This window comes from Arthrobacter sp. MDT2-3 (assembly GCF_059090465.1).
The window spans coordinates 195338-213096 of the sequence record NZ_JBNHFS010000001.1; the positions used below are offsets into that span (position 1 = coordinate 195338).

The 17759-nt window shown below is 64.3% G+C and carries 13 protein-coding genes; 2 read left to right on the top strand and 11 right to left on the bottom strand.

Annotated elements, in window-relative coordinates:
* Window positions 1–20: 20 nt before the first annotated feature.
* From AC5RUQ_RS00940 to AC5RUQ_RS00990, 11 genes are all read right to left on the bottom strand, one after another.
* Window positions 21–917 (bottom strand): DUF2705 family protein, encoded by an 897-nt coding sequence (locus tag AC5RUQ_RS00940; RefSeq protein ID WP_493945550.1) that lies wholly within the window; start codon window positions 915–917, stop codon window positions 21–23.
* Between the two features lie 5 nt (window positions 918–922).
* A complete protein-coding gene (locus AC5RUQ_RS00945) occupies window positions 923–1870 on the bottom strand; it encodes an ABC transporter ATP-binding protein (protein ID WP_493945551.1) in 948 nt (315 codons plus the stop codon).
* Window positions 1871–2043: 173 nt separating this feature from the next.
* Window positions 2044–3540: a bifunctional phosphatase PAP2/diacylglycerol kinase family protein gene (locus tag AC5RUQ_RS00950; protein ID WP_493945552.1), complete on the bottom strand. Its 1497-nt coding sequence runs from the start codon at window positions 3538–3540 to the stop codon at window positions 2044–2046.
* Window positions 3541–3602: 62 nt separating this feature from the next.
* Window positions 3603–4799, bottom strand: a complete 1197-nt coding sequence (locus AC5RUQ_RS00955) for an MFS transporter (RefSeq protein WP_493945554.1) — start codon at window positions 4797–4799, stop codon at window positions 3603–3605.
* A 171-nt stretch (window positions 4800–4970) separates the two neighbouring features.
* A complete protein-coding gene (locus AC5RUQ_RS00960; protein ID WP_493945555.1) occupies window positions 4971–6653 on the bottom strand; it encodes an ATP-binding cassette domain-containing protein in 1683 nt (560 codons plus the stop codon).
* Between the two features lie 93 nt (window positions 6654–6746).
* Window positions 6747–8735: a penicillin-binding transpeptidase domain-containing protein gene (locus AC5RUQ_RS00965; RefSeq protein ID WP_493945556.1), complete on the bottom strand. Its 1989-nt coding sequence runs from the start codon at window positions 8733–8735 to the stop codon at window positions 6747–6749.
* Between the two features lie 78 nt (window positions 8736–8813).
* A complete protein-coding gene (locus tag AC5RUQ_RS00970; RefSeq protein WP_493945557.1) occupies window positions 8814–10262 on the bottom strand; it encodes a phytoene desaturase family protein in 1449 nt (482 codons plus the stop codon).
* A complete protein-coding gene (locus AC5RUQ_RS00975; protein ID WP_493945558.1) occupies window positions 10255–11721 on the bottom strand; it encodes a glycosyltransferase family 87 protein in 1467 nt (488 codons plus the stop codon). Before AC5RUQ_RS00975 ends, AC5RUQ_RS00970 begins: the two co-directional genes overlap by 8 nt.
* Before the next feature lie 129 nt (window positions 11722–11850).
* The gene (locus tag AC5RUQ_RS00980) at window positions 11851–11991 is read right to left on the bottom strand and encodes a hypothetical protein (RefSeq protein ID WP_256247205.1); all 141 of its coding nucleotides are present in this window, start codon (window positions 11989–11991) and stop codon (window positions 11851–11853) included.
* A 558-nt stretch (window positions 11992–12549) separates the two neighbouring features.
* Window positions 12550–13134: a histidine phosphatase family protein gene (locus AC5RUQ_RS00985; RefSeq protein WP_163164999.1), complete on the bottom strand. Its 585-nt coding sequence runs from the start codon at window positions 13132–13134 to the stop codon at window positions 12550–12552.
* Window positions 13131–14636, bottom strand: a complete 1506-nt coding sequence (locus AC5RUQ_RS00990; RefSeq protein WP_493945559.1) for a CCA tRNA nucleotidyltransferase — start codon at window positions 14634–14636, stop codon at window positions 13131–13133. The genes AC5RUQ_RS00985 and AC5RUQ_RS00990 overlap by 4 nt, the downstream gene beginning before the upstream one ends.
* Before the next feature lie 207 nt (window positions 14637–14843).
* Between AC5RUQ_RS00990 and AC5RUQ_RS00995 the strand changes: the two genes are divergently transcribed.
* Window positions 14844–15344 (top strand): NUDIX hydrolase, encoded by a 501-nt coding sequence (locus AC5RUQ_RS00995; protein ID WP_050057127.1) that lies wholly within the window; start codon window positions 14844–14846, stop codon window positions 15342–15344.
* A gap of 61 nt (window positions 15345–15405) precedes the next feature.
* Window positions 15406–17652, top strand: a complete 2247-nt coding sequence (murJ, locus tag AC5RUQ_RS01000) for a murein biosynthesis integral membrane protein MurJ (RefSeq protein WP_493945560.1) — start codon at window positions 15406–15408, stop codon at window positions 17650–17652.
* Window positions 17653–17759: the final 107 nt, after the last annotated feature.

Below are 17759 nucleotides of genomic sequence, written 5' to 3' on the forward strand. Positions count from 1 at the left end.
TCGCGGTTCTTGGTCCATGTTTAGACGTCGCGCTTCTTCAAGGCGATCATTGCCGGGATCAGGAACAACAGCACGTAGCCCAGGAAAATCAGGCCGCCGTGCCAGGGATCGATCATGCCATCGGTGTGGCCGATGGACAGGAAACGTCCGCCCGCCTCGCTCGGAATGTATTGCGGAACGTACTTCCAGAATTCACCGGGAATAAGGGACATGAACCCCGCAGCGATGGAGAGGACGAAGAACATGGCCACCAGGACGGTGATGCCGCCGGCGGAGTTCCGCAGCAGCGTGCCCAGGGACAGGCCGATCAAGGCAACGCCGGCCACGTAGAGGCCACCGGTGAAGATGCTGTAAAGCACCCCATCGGTGGACCAGCCGAGGTCGAAGCCCATGCCCTGGAATACCGGCATGGCGATCAGGAAGGTTACTGCTCCGGCGATGGTGGTGATCACGTAGGAAATGACCGCAAGGATGATCGCTTTGGCCACAAAGGCGGGGGTGCGCCGCGGCACGGCGTTCATGGTGGAACGGATCATTCCGGTGGCGTATTCGGAGGACATAAAAAGCACCGCCAGTGATCCGAGGATCAGGATGCCGATCTGCAGGCCGGCGTTCGGCAGGTTGTAGAGGTCGAAGCCCGAGCCCGGCGGAAATGATGCCTCGAGCATTTCGGGGGTCATCGTCTGGCCCTGCTCCCTGGCATTGCGGATCATCTCGTCCAAATAGGTGTAGCGGATCAGGACGGTCAGAGCGCCAACACCAACGATGGCCGCCAGTGTCAGCAGCAGCAGGATGCGAGTGGACATCAGCGAGAAAAGCTTGATCCATTCGGACCGCAGGACGCCGCCAAAGGTCACGCCCCGTGATCCCGCAGAGGACCGGGTGGAGGCGGTACGGGTTTCAGTCATCGTGCTCATCGTCCTTACTTTCCTGCCGCTGCCGGGGCGGCCACTGCGGATCCGCCGGTCAGGTGCGAATGGTATTCCACTTCGTCCTTGGTGAGGTCGAAGTACGCGTCTTCAAGGGAGGACATCTGCGGGGTGAGCTCGTAGACCAGGACACCGTTGTCCAATGCCACCTGTGCGATCCCGCGGGAATCCATCCCTGTCACTTCGAGGGTTTCGGGCTCGCTGTGGTCCACGGTGACGCCATCGCCTGCCAGGAGGGCAGAAAGTTGCAGCGCGTCGCTTGTGCGGACCAGGGTCCTGGCCTGCCGGGTTCCGGCGATGATCTCCTGGACCGGCGCATCGGCGATGATCCTTCCACGGCCGATGACAATCAGGTGGTCAGCAGTCTGGGACATTTCACTCATGAGGTGCGAGGACAGGAAGACGGTTTTGCCCTGGTTTGCGAGGTACCGCACCAGGTTGCGGACCCACAGCACGCCCTCCGGGTCCAGGCCGTTGACGGGTTCGTCGAGGATGAGCGTCTGGGGATCACCCAGAAGCGCGGCGGCGATCCCCAGCCGCTGGCCCATGCCAAGGGAGAAACCGCCGGCCTTCTTGCGGGCCACGGCCTCCAGACCAGTCATCTCGATGACCTCATGGACCCTGTCCTTGGAAATGCCATGCGTGGCGGCCATGGCCAGGAGGTGGTTGTAGGCGCTGCGGCTTGTGTGCACGGCCTTGGCGTCCAGCAGCGCACCCACCTCGTGCAGCGGTGCCTTGTGGTGTGCGTACGGCAGGCCGTTCACGGTGACGGAGCCCGACGTCGGCCGGTCCAGCCCCATGATCATGCGCATGGTGGTGGATTTACCGGCTCCGTTCGGGCCCAGGAATCCCGTGACCAGCCCTGCTTGGACGGTGAAGCTGACCCCGGCCACGGCGGTTTTTCCGCCGTAAACCTTGGTCAGGCCTTTTGCCTCAATCATTGATTGTTCCTTCGGACGGCAGCGCGTGGCTGCGGCAGATGTTCGGGGACGCTTGCGTTATCCACCACGCTACCGAGGCGCAGGCCTGTTTTCGCCGGTCTCAGGGATGATTCAGGGGTAAACCGGGGTAGTCCCCCTGGATGAGGCGCGGCCACCATCAGGGGATAGCGCCGTCAGGGACGGGGGGAGTAGTAGGCAAGAGCCCGGGGCCGCACCCTGTACTCGACACTGCGGACGCCGGCCAACGCCTCGCCGTCGACAGCCAGTGCCATCGGTGCTCCGCCCGCTTCGATGCGCACTTCCTTGGCCTCGGACAAATGGGTGATTCGTGAGGTGGCCAGCGTGCCGGTCAGCACCGACCAGAGCAACCTCAACCGGGCGAAGGACTCATCTGCCGTGATCAGGCGGATGTCCAGGACGCCGTCGTCCATCACCGGCCGCAGCAACGGGGCATGGTCGCGGGGATAGTACCGGCCCCGTCCCACATAGGCGATCCACACTCTGTGGAGCCTGCCGTCCACGGTCAGGGTGGTGGGAGTGCCCGCCGCGAACGTCCGGAACATTGCCACCACTCCGGCGAGGGGCTTTCCCAGTGCCGGCTGCAACTGTTCGCGCCGCCGCACAAAGTTGGGATACAGGCCGACACTGGACGTGTTGAGCATCGTCACTTCCGCCTTTTCGGGCTTTCCGGCCAAGCCGCGCTCCACAGTGATGGTCCCGACGTCCGCCAGGGCAGCTTCGCCTTTCGACGCGGCCGCCAAGGCTTCTTTCAGGCTCCCCGTTCCAGCGTCCCGGGCAAAGTGGTTGATGGTTCCGCCGGGCAGGACCAGCAGGGGGAGTGACCGCTCGACGGCGGCAGTGGCCGCCGCTCCCACTGTTCCGTCACCGCCCCAGACACCCAGCGCTCGTGTCCCGGGACGATCGGAGGTCTCATGGATTGCGGCACTCAGGTCATCGTCCGGCTGCACTGTCTTTATATACGCCTTCGGGAATACCTGCTGAAGTGCTGCGGCCGTCTCCTTGGTAAAGGAACCACCCAAAGTATTCACTACAATCGCCAGCCCTTCCCCTTCGGGCAATTGGGGCGCAGTGGTCCAGGTCCTTGCCGTCTGCGGGAACGACGGGCGGACGGGCCACCACCGCCTCGTAACCAGCGCCGCACCGGCACCTATCGCCGAACCGAACAGCACATCAGAGGGCCAGTGCGCCCCCGTATGGACCCGGGAGTATGCCACCCCGAGCGCTGCCGGAGCCAGCGCTGCGCCCAGGGACGGCTTGACCAGCCCTGCCCCTACCGCGAACGCCACCGCCGAAGCCGAGTGACCAGACGGCATGGACGAACTCTTCGGCTGCGGATGCACGAACCGGAACACAGGAAGGTGTTCCGGCAGCGGACGGGCGCGGGGCAGCAGGCTCTTGAACACTCCATTGGTTACTGCGGAGGCAACTGCCTGAGCGATCAGTCCGTGAAGTGCGGCGCGGCGCGGCCTGCCCGGGATGGTGGCTACGACGGCGGCAATCCCCATCCACAGTTTTCCGTGGTTTGCAGAGGCTGACAGCCGGCGGAAGAACTCGTCATGGTTTCCACCTGGCAGCTTTGATACATGCCGTACCAGGTACTTGTCCGTGCGGCTGATCCACTGATGGCCCCGGCGCCATTTCCTCTGCATGACCTCACCCTACCGCCGCCACTGCACCTGGCGGCGATGGGTGCAGCACTCCCGGGAGGACCTTACGTGACCTTCAGCGGCTTGGCGGCGCCGGCGAGCAGGAGCGCCAGGATGATAGGTGCAAGGATCGCCAGCAACGCGAAGTGGATTCCCGTCAGGTCGCCCAAATATCCCAACAGGGGAGGCCCGGCCAGGAATGAGGTGTACCCAAGCGTGGAAACAACAGAAACCCTTGCTGCTGCATGTTGGGGGTCATCGGCGGCAGCGGACATTCCCATCGGGAAGGCCAGGGCTGCTCCTACACCCCAGAGTGCCGCGCCCACGGCAGCCAGCCACACATTACCGGCCAGCACGAAGAGGCAAAGACCGGCGGCTGCTGCTGCCATGCTGGCGCGGAGCACGGCAACGCGGCCGTATTTGTCGATGACGCGGCCGCCCAGGAAACGCATCGCTGTCATGGCCAGGACAAAGAGGGCGAACATCAGGGCGCCGGTGGACTCGGAGGTGCCGAGGCCGTCAACGGATGCCTTCGCAATCCAGTCATTGCCAGCACCCTCGGTCAGGGTGGCGCCAAGGATAACGACGCCGATGAGCAAGGTCCGGCTGTCCCGCCAGGCCGAAGGGCCTTTGGCAGGCTTGGCTTCTCCATCCGCCAGTGTTGGTGCCGTGATGTGCGGAAGGAAGTAGCGGGGAGCAACCATCGTCACCAGCAGCACGATGCCCACGATAACCAGCAGGTGCACCGGCAATCCGACGCCCAGGTTCGACAGCCCTGCTCCAATCAGCGCACCCACGAAGGCTCCGCCACTGAACGCAGCATGGAACTGCGGCATGATGGTCCGCCGCAACTTGTGTTCGACGTCGGCACCTTCAAGGTTCTGGGACACATCCCAAAGCCCGATGGCTATGCCAAAGAAGAACAAAGCGACTGCTGTGCCCGGAATGGAGGCCATCGAAAGGGACAGCGCAATGGCCGCCCCGGCCACCGAGGCCACCAACCCGCCGAAACGCACAGTGTTGGCCGTGCCGATCCTGCCCACCACCCAGCCGGCCGTGGGCAGGGCGAGCAAAGAGCCGATGGCGGTGCAGAGCAGCAGTGTGCCCATTTGGCCGGAGGTTATCTGCAGGGTCTCGGTGACCGCAGGGATCCTCGCTGCCCAGCTGGCGAAAACCAGGCCGTTAATGCCGAAGACAACGAACGTGGCAACTGCCGCTGCTTTCAGGCCAGCCTGCTGTGCCGTTCCGGTATTTAAGCTCATACATTCACTACTTCCACAGAATTGTCATCGAGTCGTCGTTGTTCTTCACGGCTGAACTGTTTGTTGGTGACATCAACACGCTCTCTCACTTAATGCGTCATTTCCGCCAACGCTCTTCCACCCGTGCGAGAGCGTTGGCCCAAAGTGTGCGGGAAGTGAGAGAGCGTCCTGTTAGCGGACGCGCTCCACGCGCTTCTCGTCCCACACCGGCTCGGCTGATTCGTACACCTTGCCGTCCGATCCAAACACCAGGAAGCGGTCGAAGGTCCGGGCGAACCAGCGGTCGTGGGTCACGGCCAGGACTGTGCCCTCGAAGTGGTCAATTGCCCGTTCCAGTGCCTCGGCCGAGTGCAGGTCCAGGTTGTCCGTGGGCTCATCCAAAAGAAGCAGGGTGGCACCGCTCAACTGCAGTAGCAGGATCTGGAACCTGGCTTGCTGCCCGCCGGAAAGGGACTCGTACTTTTGCTCCGACTGCCCCGCCAGCCCATAACCGTCCAGCGCCCCTGCTGCTGCCTCGCGGCCCAGGCCGGACCGGTGTTCGTCACCGCGGTGGAGGATTTCCAGCAGGGTCTTGCCCAACAGGTCGGGCCGGACGTGCGTCTGGGCAAAGAACCCGGGGCGGATCCTGGCTCCGAGTTTGACGGTGCCCTCGTGCGGCACTTCGGCGATTTCGACGTCGGACACGGGCAGGTGCTCCCGCTCCGGATCGGTGCCCCCCGTGGCCAGCAGCCGGAGGAAGTGGCTCTTACCCGAACCGTTTGAGCCCAACACACCTACCCGGTCCCCAAACCACACCTCGGTGGAGAACGGCTTCATCAGCCCGGTGAGCTCAAGCTTCTCCGCCACGATGGCGCGCTTGGCGGTCCGCCCGCCCTTGAGGCGCATCTGCACGTTCTGCTCGATGGGCAGTGCCTCGGGCGGCCCGATCTCCAGAAACTTCGCCAGGCGGGTCTGGGCTGCGTGATACCGGTTGGCCATGTCGGAGCGGAACGCGGCCTTATTCTTGTACATGTTGACGAGTTCCTTGAGCTTGATGTGCTCCTCGTCCCACCTCTTGCGGAGTTCCTCGAAGCGGGCGTTGCGGTCCGCCCGTGCGTCCACATAGGAGCCGAACCCGCCGCCGTGAACCCAGGCCCCGGCGCCGCTGATTCCGGGCTCCAGCGTGACGATGCGCCCGGCTGCGTTGTTCAGCAGTTCACGGTCGTGGCTGATGAAGAACACCGTCTTCTTCGATTCGTTCAGCTTGTCCTCAAGCCAGCGCTTGCCCGGCACGTCCAGGTAGTTATCCGGTTCGTCCAGCAGCAGCAGGTCATCCGGGCCGGCAAAAAGCGCTTCCAGCACCAGCCGCTTCTGTTCACCGCCGGAAAGACTCGACGCCGGGCGGTGCTGGGCGCGGTCAAACGGTAGTCCCAGCGCGGCCATGCACACTTCGTCCCAGACTGTCTCCACGTCGTAGCCTCCGGCGTCTCCCCAATCAACGATGGCTTGGGCATAGCGCATCTGGCTGGGTTCGTCGTCGTGCTCCACCATGGCGAGCTCGGCGTCGTCCACCTCGCGGGCCGCCGCTGCCAGGGCGGGCGGCGCCGCGGAGACCAGCAGGTCGCGGACGGTGGAGCCGTCGCGGACCTGGCCGACGAACTGGCGCATGATGCCCATGTTCCCGGAGCGGCCGATCACGCCTTCGTCGGGAACCAGATCCCCGGCGATGATCCGAAACAGGGTGGTTTTGCCAGAACCGTTGGGGCCGATCAGGGCCGTTTTGGTGCCGTCCGGAACCTTGAAGGTCACGCCGTTCAGCAGTTGGGTGCCGTCGGAAAGGAAGTAATCGATACCGGAAACGTCAATATGGGCCACGTATTCCATCTTCCCACGCCGCGCCCACCCGGATTCTTGTCCAGGTCTGCAGGCCTACCCGGCGTCAGAAGTCCGCGTCTCCGGACAAAAACCCTAGCTCGCGGCGGTCAGGAACTTTTGCAACAGCGGCCCGGAGGTTGTCGCCCCCAGGCCTCCATCCTCCACAAAAACTGCAACGGCGAGATCACCCTGTACGGCCACAATCCAAGCGTGCGTCTTTGGCGGATTCTCTTTGCCGAACTCGGCCGTGCCGGTCTTGGCGCCAACGGGGGCGCCGGGAACACTGGACAGGAAACCTGCGTGGCCTGATGTCACTACGGCCCGCATCATGTCGGCCAGGGACGCCGCTTCCTCGGCGGTGATGGGATTCTCAGAGGCCCGGGACGGAGCCTCCCCGGTGGCCGTGGCGGATGGCTGGGCAGCGGGAGCAGTGGAGCCGCTGGTTGTTCCCTCGGCAGCGGCACCGGCGTCGGCATTCAACACCAGCTGCGGGGCAACCGGCGCACCCTTGGCCACGGAGCCGGCCATCATGGCGGCGGCCAGTGGCGACAGCAGCACCTTTCCCTGGCCGATCATCGAAGCGGCGTGCTCAGTTCCCGCGGCTTCCCCGGGGACGGATCCCAGGAAGGCGGCGGCGCCGAGCGTGGGTGCCTCGACGGCGAGGCCCATCGCCATGGCGGCCGCTTCAAGCTGTCCCTGCGAAACGGTGTCACGGGCGGCGATGAACGCTGTATTGCAGGAGTGGGCAAAGGCGTCACGGAGCGTCACTGAACCCAATGAGCCTTCCGGGTAGCCCTCCGCGTTTTTGAAGGTCCGTCCGTCCACCGTCAACGTGGGCGTGCATTCAACCTTCGACTCAGGGGTCAGCCCGTTACGGAACATCGCCAGCGAATCCACCATCTTGAAGATGGAGCCGGGCGCGTACTGGCCCAGCATCGCCGTGTTGTAGCCGTTGCTGCCCGGGCCGGAGGCGACCGCCAGGACAGCGCCGGTTGAAGGCCGGAGCGCAACAATCGCAGATGCCGGTTCCACGCCTTCCAGCGTGCTCTCCGCCAGCGACTGCAGCGTAGGATCCAGGGTTGTCTTCAGCGGGGTTCCCGGTGTGGGCTTCACCTCAAAAAGCACCCGGCGCGGATCTGCTGCGGCGGACTGGATCTGTTCCCTCGTCAGGTCGGCGCGCTGAGCACGGATAACGACGGCGTCCGTCCCCCTGAGCTGGTCGTCGTACTGCTGCTGGAGGCCGCCGACGCCGGTGACGTCACCGGCCGTCAGCTCGCCACCGGATGCCTCGATCTGCTCCGCCGTGGCCTCGCCCACCGAGCCGAGGACGGCGCGGGCAAACGTGCGGCTGGGAGCCAACGGCATTGAGGCCGGAATGGCACGGGCGCCTGGAATCGCCGCAATCTGCTCATTGGTGATAGTGCGGCCTTCTTCGCGCAGGGTGATCGCGGAGACAAAGGCCTCGGCACCCGACGCCTGCACCTGCTGGACGTAAGCGGCAGGGTCAACTCCGACGAGCGCTGCGAGCTTGGTGGCCGCATCAGCAGGATCTCCAGCACCAAGCTGAGGCTTGTCGATACCCACATTCACCACGGGGCGGTACGTCACCAGGGGTACGTCGCCCGCACCCAGGATGTCTGCCCGCTGGGGTGACTGGGAGCCCTTGGTCAGGATCTCGCTGTCGGCCAGGTCCGGCGCCAGGGTGGCCGGATCCCAGACCGTCAGCCATTTGTCCCCGGACTTCTTGAATTTGGCCGAGACGGTGTACTTCCACTCGGCACCACCGAAGTTCCAGGTGTAGTGGAGGGGTGCAGAGGCGTTGTCCCCGTCAAGGGCCAGTTCGCCTGCTTCGACGGCGGGCTTCTGGGGACCAAGTGCCGCAAAGACTTTTTTCAGCTGGTCATTCGCAGCTGCGGAATCCTTGCCGTCGAAGGGCACCGAGCCCACATCCAGTCCGGCTACTGCCGCGGCCAACTGCCCCGCAGCCGCCTCAGCTCCGCTCCTGCCGTCATCGCAGGCAACCAGCGACGTTCCGAGAATGACGGCAGCGATGCCCAAAGAAAGTTTTGTTGATATCCCCATCGCGCCATTATCCCCCGCTTTTGAGGTCACTTTGGCACGTTCCGTTCTTCCGTGCCGCCGGAGACGGGAACTGGAGGGCTACGCTGCTGCCAGCCCGAGCGCCGGGACGGAAAGACCGAACATGTCCTGAAGTGCATACTTTGCGGCGTGGTACCCCGGCATGCCTGTAACACCCGGGCCCGGCGGGGTGGAGGAAGAACACAGGTAGACGCCACGCAAGGGGGTACGCCAGGGGACCGGCGACACGACCGGCCTCTGGACAAGGTTCAGGAGGTCCATAGTGCCCGCGCTGAAATCCCCGCCGACGTAGTTGCGGTTGTACTTCGCCAGCCCGGCAGCGGTAATCGCCCTCGACTCCACCACAAGGTCCCTGAACCCTGGCGCGAACCGCTCCAGCTGTGCAGTGATGGCTTCAGTCATGTCCCTTGTCGATCCGGAGGGGACATGGCAGTAGGCCCACAGGGTGTGGTGTCCGGCAGGCGCCCGACCGGAGTCGAAGCGTGACTGCTGGGCCACCAGGACGTACGGACGCTCGGGGTGTCTGCCCGCGCTGACCTCGTTCTCAGCGCGTGCCACCTCCGCCCGGGTACCGCCCAGGTGCACCGTTCCGGCGTCGGCCAGTTCCCTTGCCGTCCACGGCACGGGTCCCGAGAGGATGAAATCCACTTTGCACGAGCCATTTCCGTACCTGAACGATTCCAGCGCCCCCCGGTACCGGGCGGGAAGGGCACCACCGGCCATGTTCAGCAACCCTTGCGGGGCAACATCCAGCAACGTGGTGCGTGCGGACGGCAGGTCCACCAGCCGGTCGATGGGTGCATCGGTGTGGATAACACCCCCATGGGCAACGATGTCCTCCGCCAAGGCGGTAGCTATGGCGGCCGACCCTCCTTCCGGGATCGGCCAGCCACCGGCATGCCCGAGCGCCCCCAGCATCAGTCCTGCCCCGGACGCGGCGAGGGAGGGCAGGTGGGAGATGGCATGGGCGGCAACCCCGGCCAGCAGGGCAGGTGCAGAGTCTTCCTTGAAACGGGCGTTCCACAGTCCGGTTCCCTGCTCCACGGTCCTCAACCCGAACAGCCCTGCCGCCAACGGGTTGCGGGGGACCCGGATCAGCTGGTTCTGGGTGAAGTCCATGATCTCGTCGATGCTGTCCACGAGAGGTGCCATCAGCCGCCGGTAAGCAGCACCGTCGCGGCCCAGTCCGTCAGCTGTCCGGTCCAGCGACCGATAGGCGAGGGCGGCCCTGCCACCATCCAGCGGGGATCCGTAGGACAGGTCGGGAGTTATCAGGTTCACCCGGCGGGACAGTTCGAACGCCTTGAAAAATGGTGAGGCTACTGCCATCGGATGAACAGCGGAGCAGATGTCGTGGAAGTGCCCCGGCTGCATCAGTTCACTGGTCCGGGTCCCGCCGCCGATGGTACTGCCTGCCTCGAAGAGCTCCACGGACAGCCCGGCCCGCGCCATTACCGCTGCGGCTGCAAGCCCGTTCGGCCCGGCGCCTACTACCGCTACGTCAGGCATTGGAACCCGTCTTCCAGGGCAGTACGGAGTTTGATCGCTCTCGAAGGTTCAACCGGAGCCAGTCAGGCGCGCCGGCGAAGGGACCGCTCTGGGGATCATCAAGATGATGCCGGCGGATGGGGTCGTAGTCCGGGTTGTAAATGTCCCAGGTCACGCGCAGCATAAGGTAACCCACCGCGGCCATGTGCGCCGCCACGGCGAGGACGTAGTAAGGCATATCCAGGTTGTGCTGGGAAGAGCCTGCGCTGGTCACTTGTCCAAGGTACATCCACACTGCTGCCCAGTGCAGGCCCTCGATTCCCTGCCAGATTAGAAAGTCACGCCATCTGGGCCGCGCCAGCGCAAGGAGGGGGATCAGCCACACCACGAACTGCGGCGAATAGACCTTGCCGGTCAGGACAAACGCCGCCACGATCAGGAAGGCCAGCTGGGCAAGGCGGGGACGGCGGCGGGCGGTCAGGGCAACGGCTGCAATGGCCACACAGGACAGTAGAAAAAGGCCAGGGGACAAGAGGTCGACGGCGGCCGGGCTGAGTTCCGTCCATTGCAGCCGGTTCGCAACGAGATTGTAGGCGAACCAGGGCGAGCTGTACCCGGCGTCACGGTCCACGCTGAACTGGAAGAAGTAGGCCCACCCGGCAGGGTTGGCAGCGGCGAAGGGCAGGTTGACGGCAAGCCATGAGGCGGCGGCAGCGCCCGCCGTCACCAGCAAGGGACGGAACCGTCCAGTCCGGATGGCCAGCAGCAGGATCGCGCCAATAACAAGCAGCGGGTACAGCTTCGTCGCCGCCCCCAGTCCGATGAAAAACCCGGCAAGCACCAGCCGTTCCCGGGAGAAGAAGTACATGCCCAGGGCGAGCAGGGCTACTGCCCACAGATCCCAATTGATGGTGCCGGCCAGCACGATGCCCGGGGCCAAGGCCACCATGGCAGCATCCCAGGGCCGTCGGCTGGACATCCGGGCGGTGGCCAGAACCGTGACCACAGTAACCGCGGCCAGAAGGGCAACATTGATGTCGAAGTAGGCCAGGACACGCGAATCCGATATCCCTGTCCCGGGAACGAGCCATGCCGTCACCCCCGCGATCAGGGCGATCAGAACCGGATACTCAAACTGGCTACCGGCACCAAGGACGGGTACGGTTCCCACTGCCAGTCCACGGTTCCGAAAAAGCTCAGGGAAGTCCGAATAGCAGGTGGCGTAGAACTGCGTGGGGGATTCCCAGCCGTTGACGCGGCAATACCCTTTGACGAGGATGCCCGCAAGGGCCGCCAGGACCGTGAGCAGGATCAGTACACGTTCAACGGTGAAGATGCCGGGGGAAACGATGCCCGGGGCGGCCCTGGTTCCGAGGGGACCGCCGATGGCTTCGGTGAAGTTGCGCAGCAGGACATCGCTGCGGCTGGGAACTACCAGGCGGGTCCGCCCTCGATGCTCCGGCGGCTGGGTCTCCTGCATGGCATCGAGCTTACCGCCGCTGCCTGACACTATCGGAAGATGGCCCGCGAGGAGCCCACGCGCCGCCGCGTGGGCTCCGGCACTGGCACTGATGTGCGCCCATGTCTTCTCCTGGGGGCCACACGGGCGTTAGCGCATCCCGCCCAACTGCTGGTGCATCAGGAGGAAGACGTCTTCCCGCTGCTTCTCCAGCAGCGGGCGGTTGAATTGCCTGCGGCTGCTGCGTCTCCCGCGTGAAGGAGACAGGAGTTTCTGAAGCTTCTTGATCATTGTGGTCACCTCCTTTCGAACTGGCTGGCCCGCAAACTGGGCGCGACAATTAAGCCCCCAATCCGGACCATAAAGAAACGGGCGGTTTTGGGGCGTAGGAATACCCGGAAATGAATAAGTAATTAGAGCGCGCGGGAAGGGAGCACAAAGCCAAAAGCTGCCGATGGCAATAAAAGAAAACTGCCGGGCTAATGGAGTAGCTGCTTATCCCATACAAGACGCAGGGGTGCGGAGACCGGTGCCTGATGCACCCGAAGCATCGCTGCCGGTCTCAGTACCGGCGGCAGGGGTGGCGGCTAGGAGCCGGTGAACCCTGCAAACGGGCGCGCAAAAGCATCAGAGGCCGGGTCCGCGGTGATGGTTGTCTTCCGTCCGCTAGTCAAAGTAATCATTTTTCCCAACCTCCTTTTCTGCTCTGCCGTTGCTGGCTGACTGGCCTTTGCAACGAACGCCACGACCCCGGCAGGACGCTCTGGGGTCAGGAATAAAAGTACACCACGATTACAGTGCACCGCTACCTAATTCGTGAAACTTTCTAAAGAAACTCGGAAATAGCTATTAAAGGCCCCATCGGACAATTGCCGGAGTCCTCTTATCCCAGCCCAGGGTGCACACTTTCGCGGTTCCGAGAATAAAGTGGCGCCCCTCGGTGGGCGGCAATTCAAGCCAGCGGGCTGTGAGGATCCGGGAGAAGTGCCCGTGGGCCACAATGAGGACGTTGTCCATGCCGGATTCCAAGACGCGCCCAATGATCTTGTCCGCCCGGGCGGCCACCTCGTCCAGCGTCTCTCCGTTGGGCACGCCGTGGGTCCAGATCAGGTAATCGGGGTTGTCTTTCCGGATCAGGTCCGAGCTGATGCCTTCATAATCGCCATAATTCCATTCGACGGCGAGGGGCTCATGCTGGGCGTCCGGGAAGCCTGCCAGTTCCGCCGTCCGGCGGGCACGCCTCAGGGGAGAGGTCAGTACCAGGTCAAAATCGACGGGGTCCAGTACCTTCCGGGCCTCCACCGCCTGCTGCTCGCCTTCAACAGTGAGGGGCAAATCAGTAAGTCCCGTGTACTGCCCGCTTTTGGACCACTCGGTCTCGCCGTGGCGGAGGATCCAGAGCTGGGGCCGGGGGGCAAGGGCAGGATTGGTCACTTGGACTCCTTGGAGGAAAGGTCGACGGCGGCAGGAGGCGTTCCGGCCCCAGGTTCGGCAGGTGCAGATTCAGGCTGCTCCGCCCACCAGCGGAGCAGCCTGGCTTCCGCTTCTTCGGAGGGCAGGGGCCCGTGTTCCATCCGCTCATTGAGCAGGAACTTATAAGCGCGGCCCACTACAGGGCCAGGTTTTAGGTCCAGGAGGGCCATGATCCGGGCACCGTCCAGGTCAGGGCGCACCGAATCCAGCGATTCCTGTTCCCGGAGCGCCGCGATCCGGGCCTCGAGGTCGTCATAGGCGAAAGCCAGCCGCTCGGCCTTCCGCTGGTTGCGCGTGGTGACATCCGAGCGGGTCAGCCGGTGCAGCCGTTCCAGCAGCGGCCCGGCGTCGGTCACGTAGCGGCGGACCGCGGAGTCACTCCAGCCGGCATCGCCGTAACCGTAAAAGCGCATGTGCAGCTCCACCAGGCGGGCAACGGCCTTGATGGTGTCGTTGTCGAACCGCAGGGCCTTCATCCTCTTGGTGGTGAGTTTGGCACCCACCATGTCGTGATGCCGGAAGCTCACCGCGCCGCCCGGTTCAAAACGGCGCGTAGCCGGCTTGCCGACGTCGTGCATCAAGGCTGCGAAACGGAGCACAAAGTCCGGCGCCGGCACGGGGCCGTCAGCGTCCGTTTCCAGTTCCGCCGCCTGTTCCAGCACCTGCAGCGAATGCTGGTACACGTCCTTGTGGCGGTGGTGCTCATCCGATTCGAGCCGGAGGGCGGAGACTTCCGGCAGCACGAACTCGGCCAGGCCGGTGTCCACCAGCAAGTCCACGCCCACACGGGGGCGGCGGCCGCAGATGAGCTTGGTGAGTTCGTCCCGTACACGTTCGGCGGAAATGATGGTGATCCGTTCGGCCATCCTCGTCATGGCCTCGCGGACGTCATCGTGGACGGAGACACCCAATTGCGCCGCGAACCTGGCGGCGCGCATCATCCGCAGCGGATCATCCGAGAAGGACGCTTCCGGAGCCCCCGGCGTAGCGAGGATGGAGGCGTGCAGGTCGCGTACGCCGCCGAACGGATCCACCAGTTCCAGGGAAGGCAGTTTCAGGGCCATGGCGTTGATGGTGAAGTCGCGCCGGAGCAGGTCGTCAGTCAAGGAGGAGCCGAACGCCACCACCGGTTTCCGGGACTCCGGATCGTAGGCCTCGGCACGGTAGGTGGTTATTTCGATCTGGAAGCCGGCCTTGCGCATTCCGATGGTGCCAAAGGCGCGGCCGATCTCCCAGAAGTTGTCCGCCCACTTCTTGATGAGGGCCACCGTTTGGTCCGGCGTGGCGTCGGTGGTGAAGTCCAGGTCCGGGGAGGTCCTGCCCAGGAAAAGGTCACGCACGGGACCGCCCACCAGCGACAGTTCGTGGCCTGCGTCCACAAAACGCTGGCCGAGCTCCAGGACCACCGGGTCCACCTGGAAATCGACGGTGTGGGATTCAGTCTTGTGATGTGGGTGCGCCATAGTTACTTAAGCTTGTCAGAAACCAGCGGCAGCGCAGGCCAAAATGCTGTCAAGATCCTGCTCATTCCGTGCGGCGCCGGCAAACCGCGTCATATGCAGTCCATGTTGGTGTCATGTTCCGGTCATCACGAACGGGCAACAGTCGTTAGAGTGGACTCCATGGCCCATCCAGTACCGAGCGCTCCAGGCAGGAGGACGAACGCACCGTTGCCGTCGGCGATCGGTGCGCACGTTGCACCTGCCCAGCATTCGGCACCGGCTTCGCTGCCCACTGTCGAGGAAGTCTCTGCCGGCGGCGTCGTCGTGGACACCTCCGACGCCGAACTGAGGGTGGCAATCATCGCCCGCCTTAACCGCGGCGGACGCCTGGAATGGTGCCTGCCCAAGGGGCATCCGGAGGGCAAGGAAAACAACGAGCAGGCCGCGGTCCGTGAAATCGCCGAAGAAACCGGCATCGAAGGTGACATCCTCGCGCCGCTGGGCAGCATCGACTACTGGTTCACCGTGAGCGGCCACCGCGTACATAAAACAGTCCATCACTACCTCCTGCGGGCTACAGGCGGCGAGCTGACCATCGAGAACGATCCGGACCAGGAAGCGGTGGACGTCGCGTGGGTTCCCATCCAGGAGCTCGCCCGCAAGCTGTCCTTCCCCAATGAGCGCCGCATCGCCGACCTGGCACGCGAAGTCCTGCCAGAACACCTATAGGGCGGCATTGCCGGCGCCGGCATTGCGGTGATAGGCGCCTGCGGGTGAGACGATGAACTCGATGTCAGCTTCCAATTTTCCTTCCGATCAAGCCGGCCGGGCCGGCGGCGCTCCAGAGGGCGTACCTGCCGACGGTGTACCCCTGGACGGCGCGCCCCAGGCTGCAGCACCCCTGGACAGCACAACGCAGGACAGCGCTCCCGCGGAAACCGCGCACCTGGCTGCGCCTGTGGACGGGTCTCCCTTGGACGGCGGACAAGCCGGCGCTGAGCAGGCGAGTGAAACCAGGTCCAGCGCCATCATGGCCGCGGGAACCCTCGTTTCGCGTTTCCTGGGATTTGGCAAGACGTGGATGCTGGGAACGGCCCTCGGCCTCGGTTCCACCGTTAATGACACGTTCATCAACGCCAATAACCTGCCCAACCTGATCTTCCTGCTGGTGGCCGGCGGCGTTTTCAACGCTGTGCTCGTGCCGCAGATCATCAAGGCCAGCAAGGCTCCGGACAGGGGAGCGGACTACATCAGCCGGCTGCTGACGCTGGCTGTCCTGCTCCTGCTGGGACTGACGGGCCTGGTGACGCTGGCGGCGCCCTGGGTCATCGAACTCACCACCCAGGGCTATTCCCCACAGCAGAAAGCGTTGGCCGTAGCCTTCGCCTTTTGGTGCCTGCCACAAATTTTCTTTTACGGCCTCTACGCCCTCCTCACCCAGGTCCTTAACGCCAACGGTGCCTTCGGGCCGGCCATGTGGGCGCCCATCCTCAATAACCTGGTGGCCATCGCCGGGTTGGGCATGTTCATCTACATCTTCGGTGCCAACGAGTTCAACCCGCACACCCTGGACAACTGGGGCGACACCCAAACACTGTTCGTGGCCGGCTTCTCGACCATCGGCGTCGTGTCCCAGACGGTGATCCTGATGATTCCCGTTTTCCGGCTGCGGCTGGGGTTGCGTCCGCGGTTCGGCTGGCGGGGAGTGGGACTCGGCAAGGCAGCCAAGCTGAGCGTCTGGACTCTCCTAACGGCCGCCGTCGGGCAACTCGCTTTCCTGTATGTCATGCGCATCGCCACCATCCCGGGCGCGGAACGGCTCCGGCTGGAGCGCGCCGGGGATCCCGCCGCTGACTTCCTGCCCGGCAACGCCGTGCTGGAAGTGGCCAGCCAGCTCTACCTGCTGCCGCACTCCATCATTGCGCTGTCCCTCGCCACAGTGCTGTTCAACCGGATGACCAGGGCATCGCAGGACGGCAATCGGGCGCAGTTGCGGGATGCGCTCTCGCACGGCCTGCGGACTATGGCCGTCGCCACCGTTTTTGGTGCCATGGCCCTGTTTGCCCTGGCCGGCCCGCTGGGCATGTTCTTCTCCGGCGGCGACAAGCAGGACGGCGTGATGCTCGCGCAGACGCTCACCATCCTGGCCCTTAGCACCCCCTTCATGAGCGCCAACTTCATGATGTCGCGGGTGTTCTACGCGAATGAAGACGCCCGGACCCCCTTCTACGTCCAGCTGCAGCTTGCCGTCGTTTACGTTGCAGGCGCGTTTGCCATCCAATTCCTCCCGGTAACCCAGATCATCTACGCCATCGCAGTCCTCTATATGGTGGGCAACATTTTGTCCGTTGTGATCAGCGCCTACTTCCTGCGGCGCCTCCTCGGACACCTCGACGGACCGAGGATCGCAAATTCCTACATCCGCATGGGCTACGCCGCCCTTGGTTCCGCGATTGCGGGTGCGGGAGCGCTGTGGTTGATGGGCAGCTACAGCCCGGACGGGTTCGCCTGGCGCGATCGGCTGACGGCGCTCATAACAGTCATCGTGGTGGGTCCCATCATGCTGGTGGCCTACTTCTTCCTGCTCAAACTGTTCCGCGTCTCTGAACTGCGCGACTTGCTCCGTCCCCTCCTGGGAAGGCTGGGACGCGGCGGGCCGGCTGCGCCTGCTTCAGAAGACGGGACCCCGCCGTCGGACGATACAGCTGGAGCAGGCTCGGCTGACCGTCGGCCCCGGGCACCCGAGCGTGCCACCACCTCCGTGGATACTGGGCTTATCCCACGCATTTCAGGAGAGTTTGACTCCGTCTCCTTCCGCGCCGGTCCAGTCCCCGAGCGCGGGGCAGGACACCGGGAACCGGCCGACGGCGAAGATCACTCCGGCGGTGACGGCACGTACCTCCCTGGCGAGGACCAGCCCAGCACCGCGCGCGGCGGACTGCTGCGCGATCAGATTCCGCTTCCCGGACGCCGGACCTTCCAGGGGAAGCCCGGCGAGAACCCGAATTTCAGGCCTCGGCGGCCGCGGAAAAAGTGATGTTGGCGCGGTCTGCCGCTGTCTTTGTCCACGGTGCGTAAGGCGCAATCGGCTAGGATCGATAGGGAACAGGGGTAGTTGCATTCAAGGGCCAGCCTTTCCGGCGG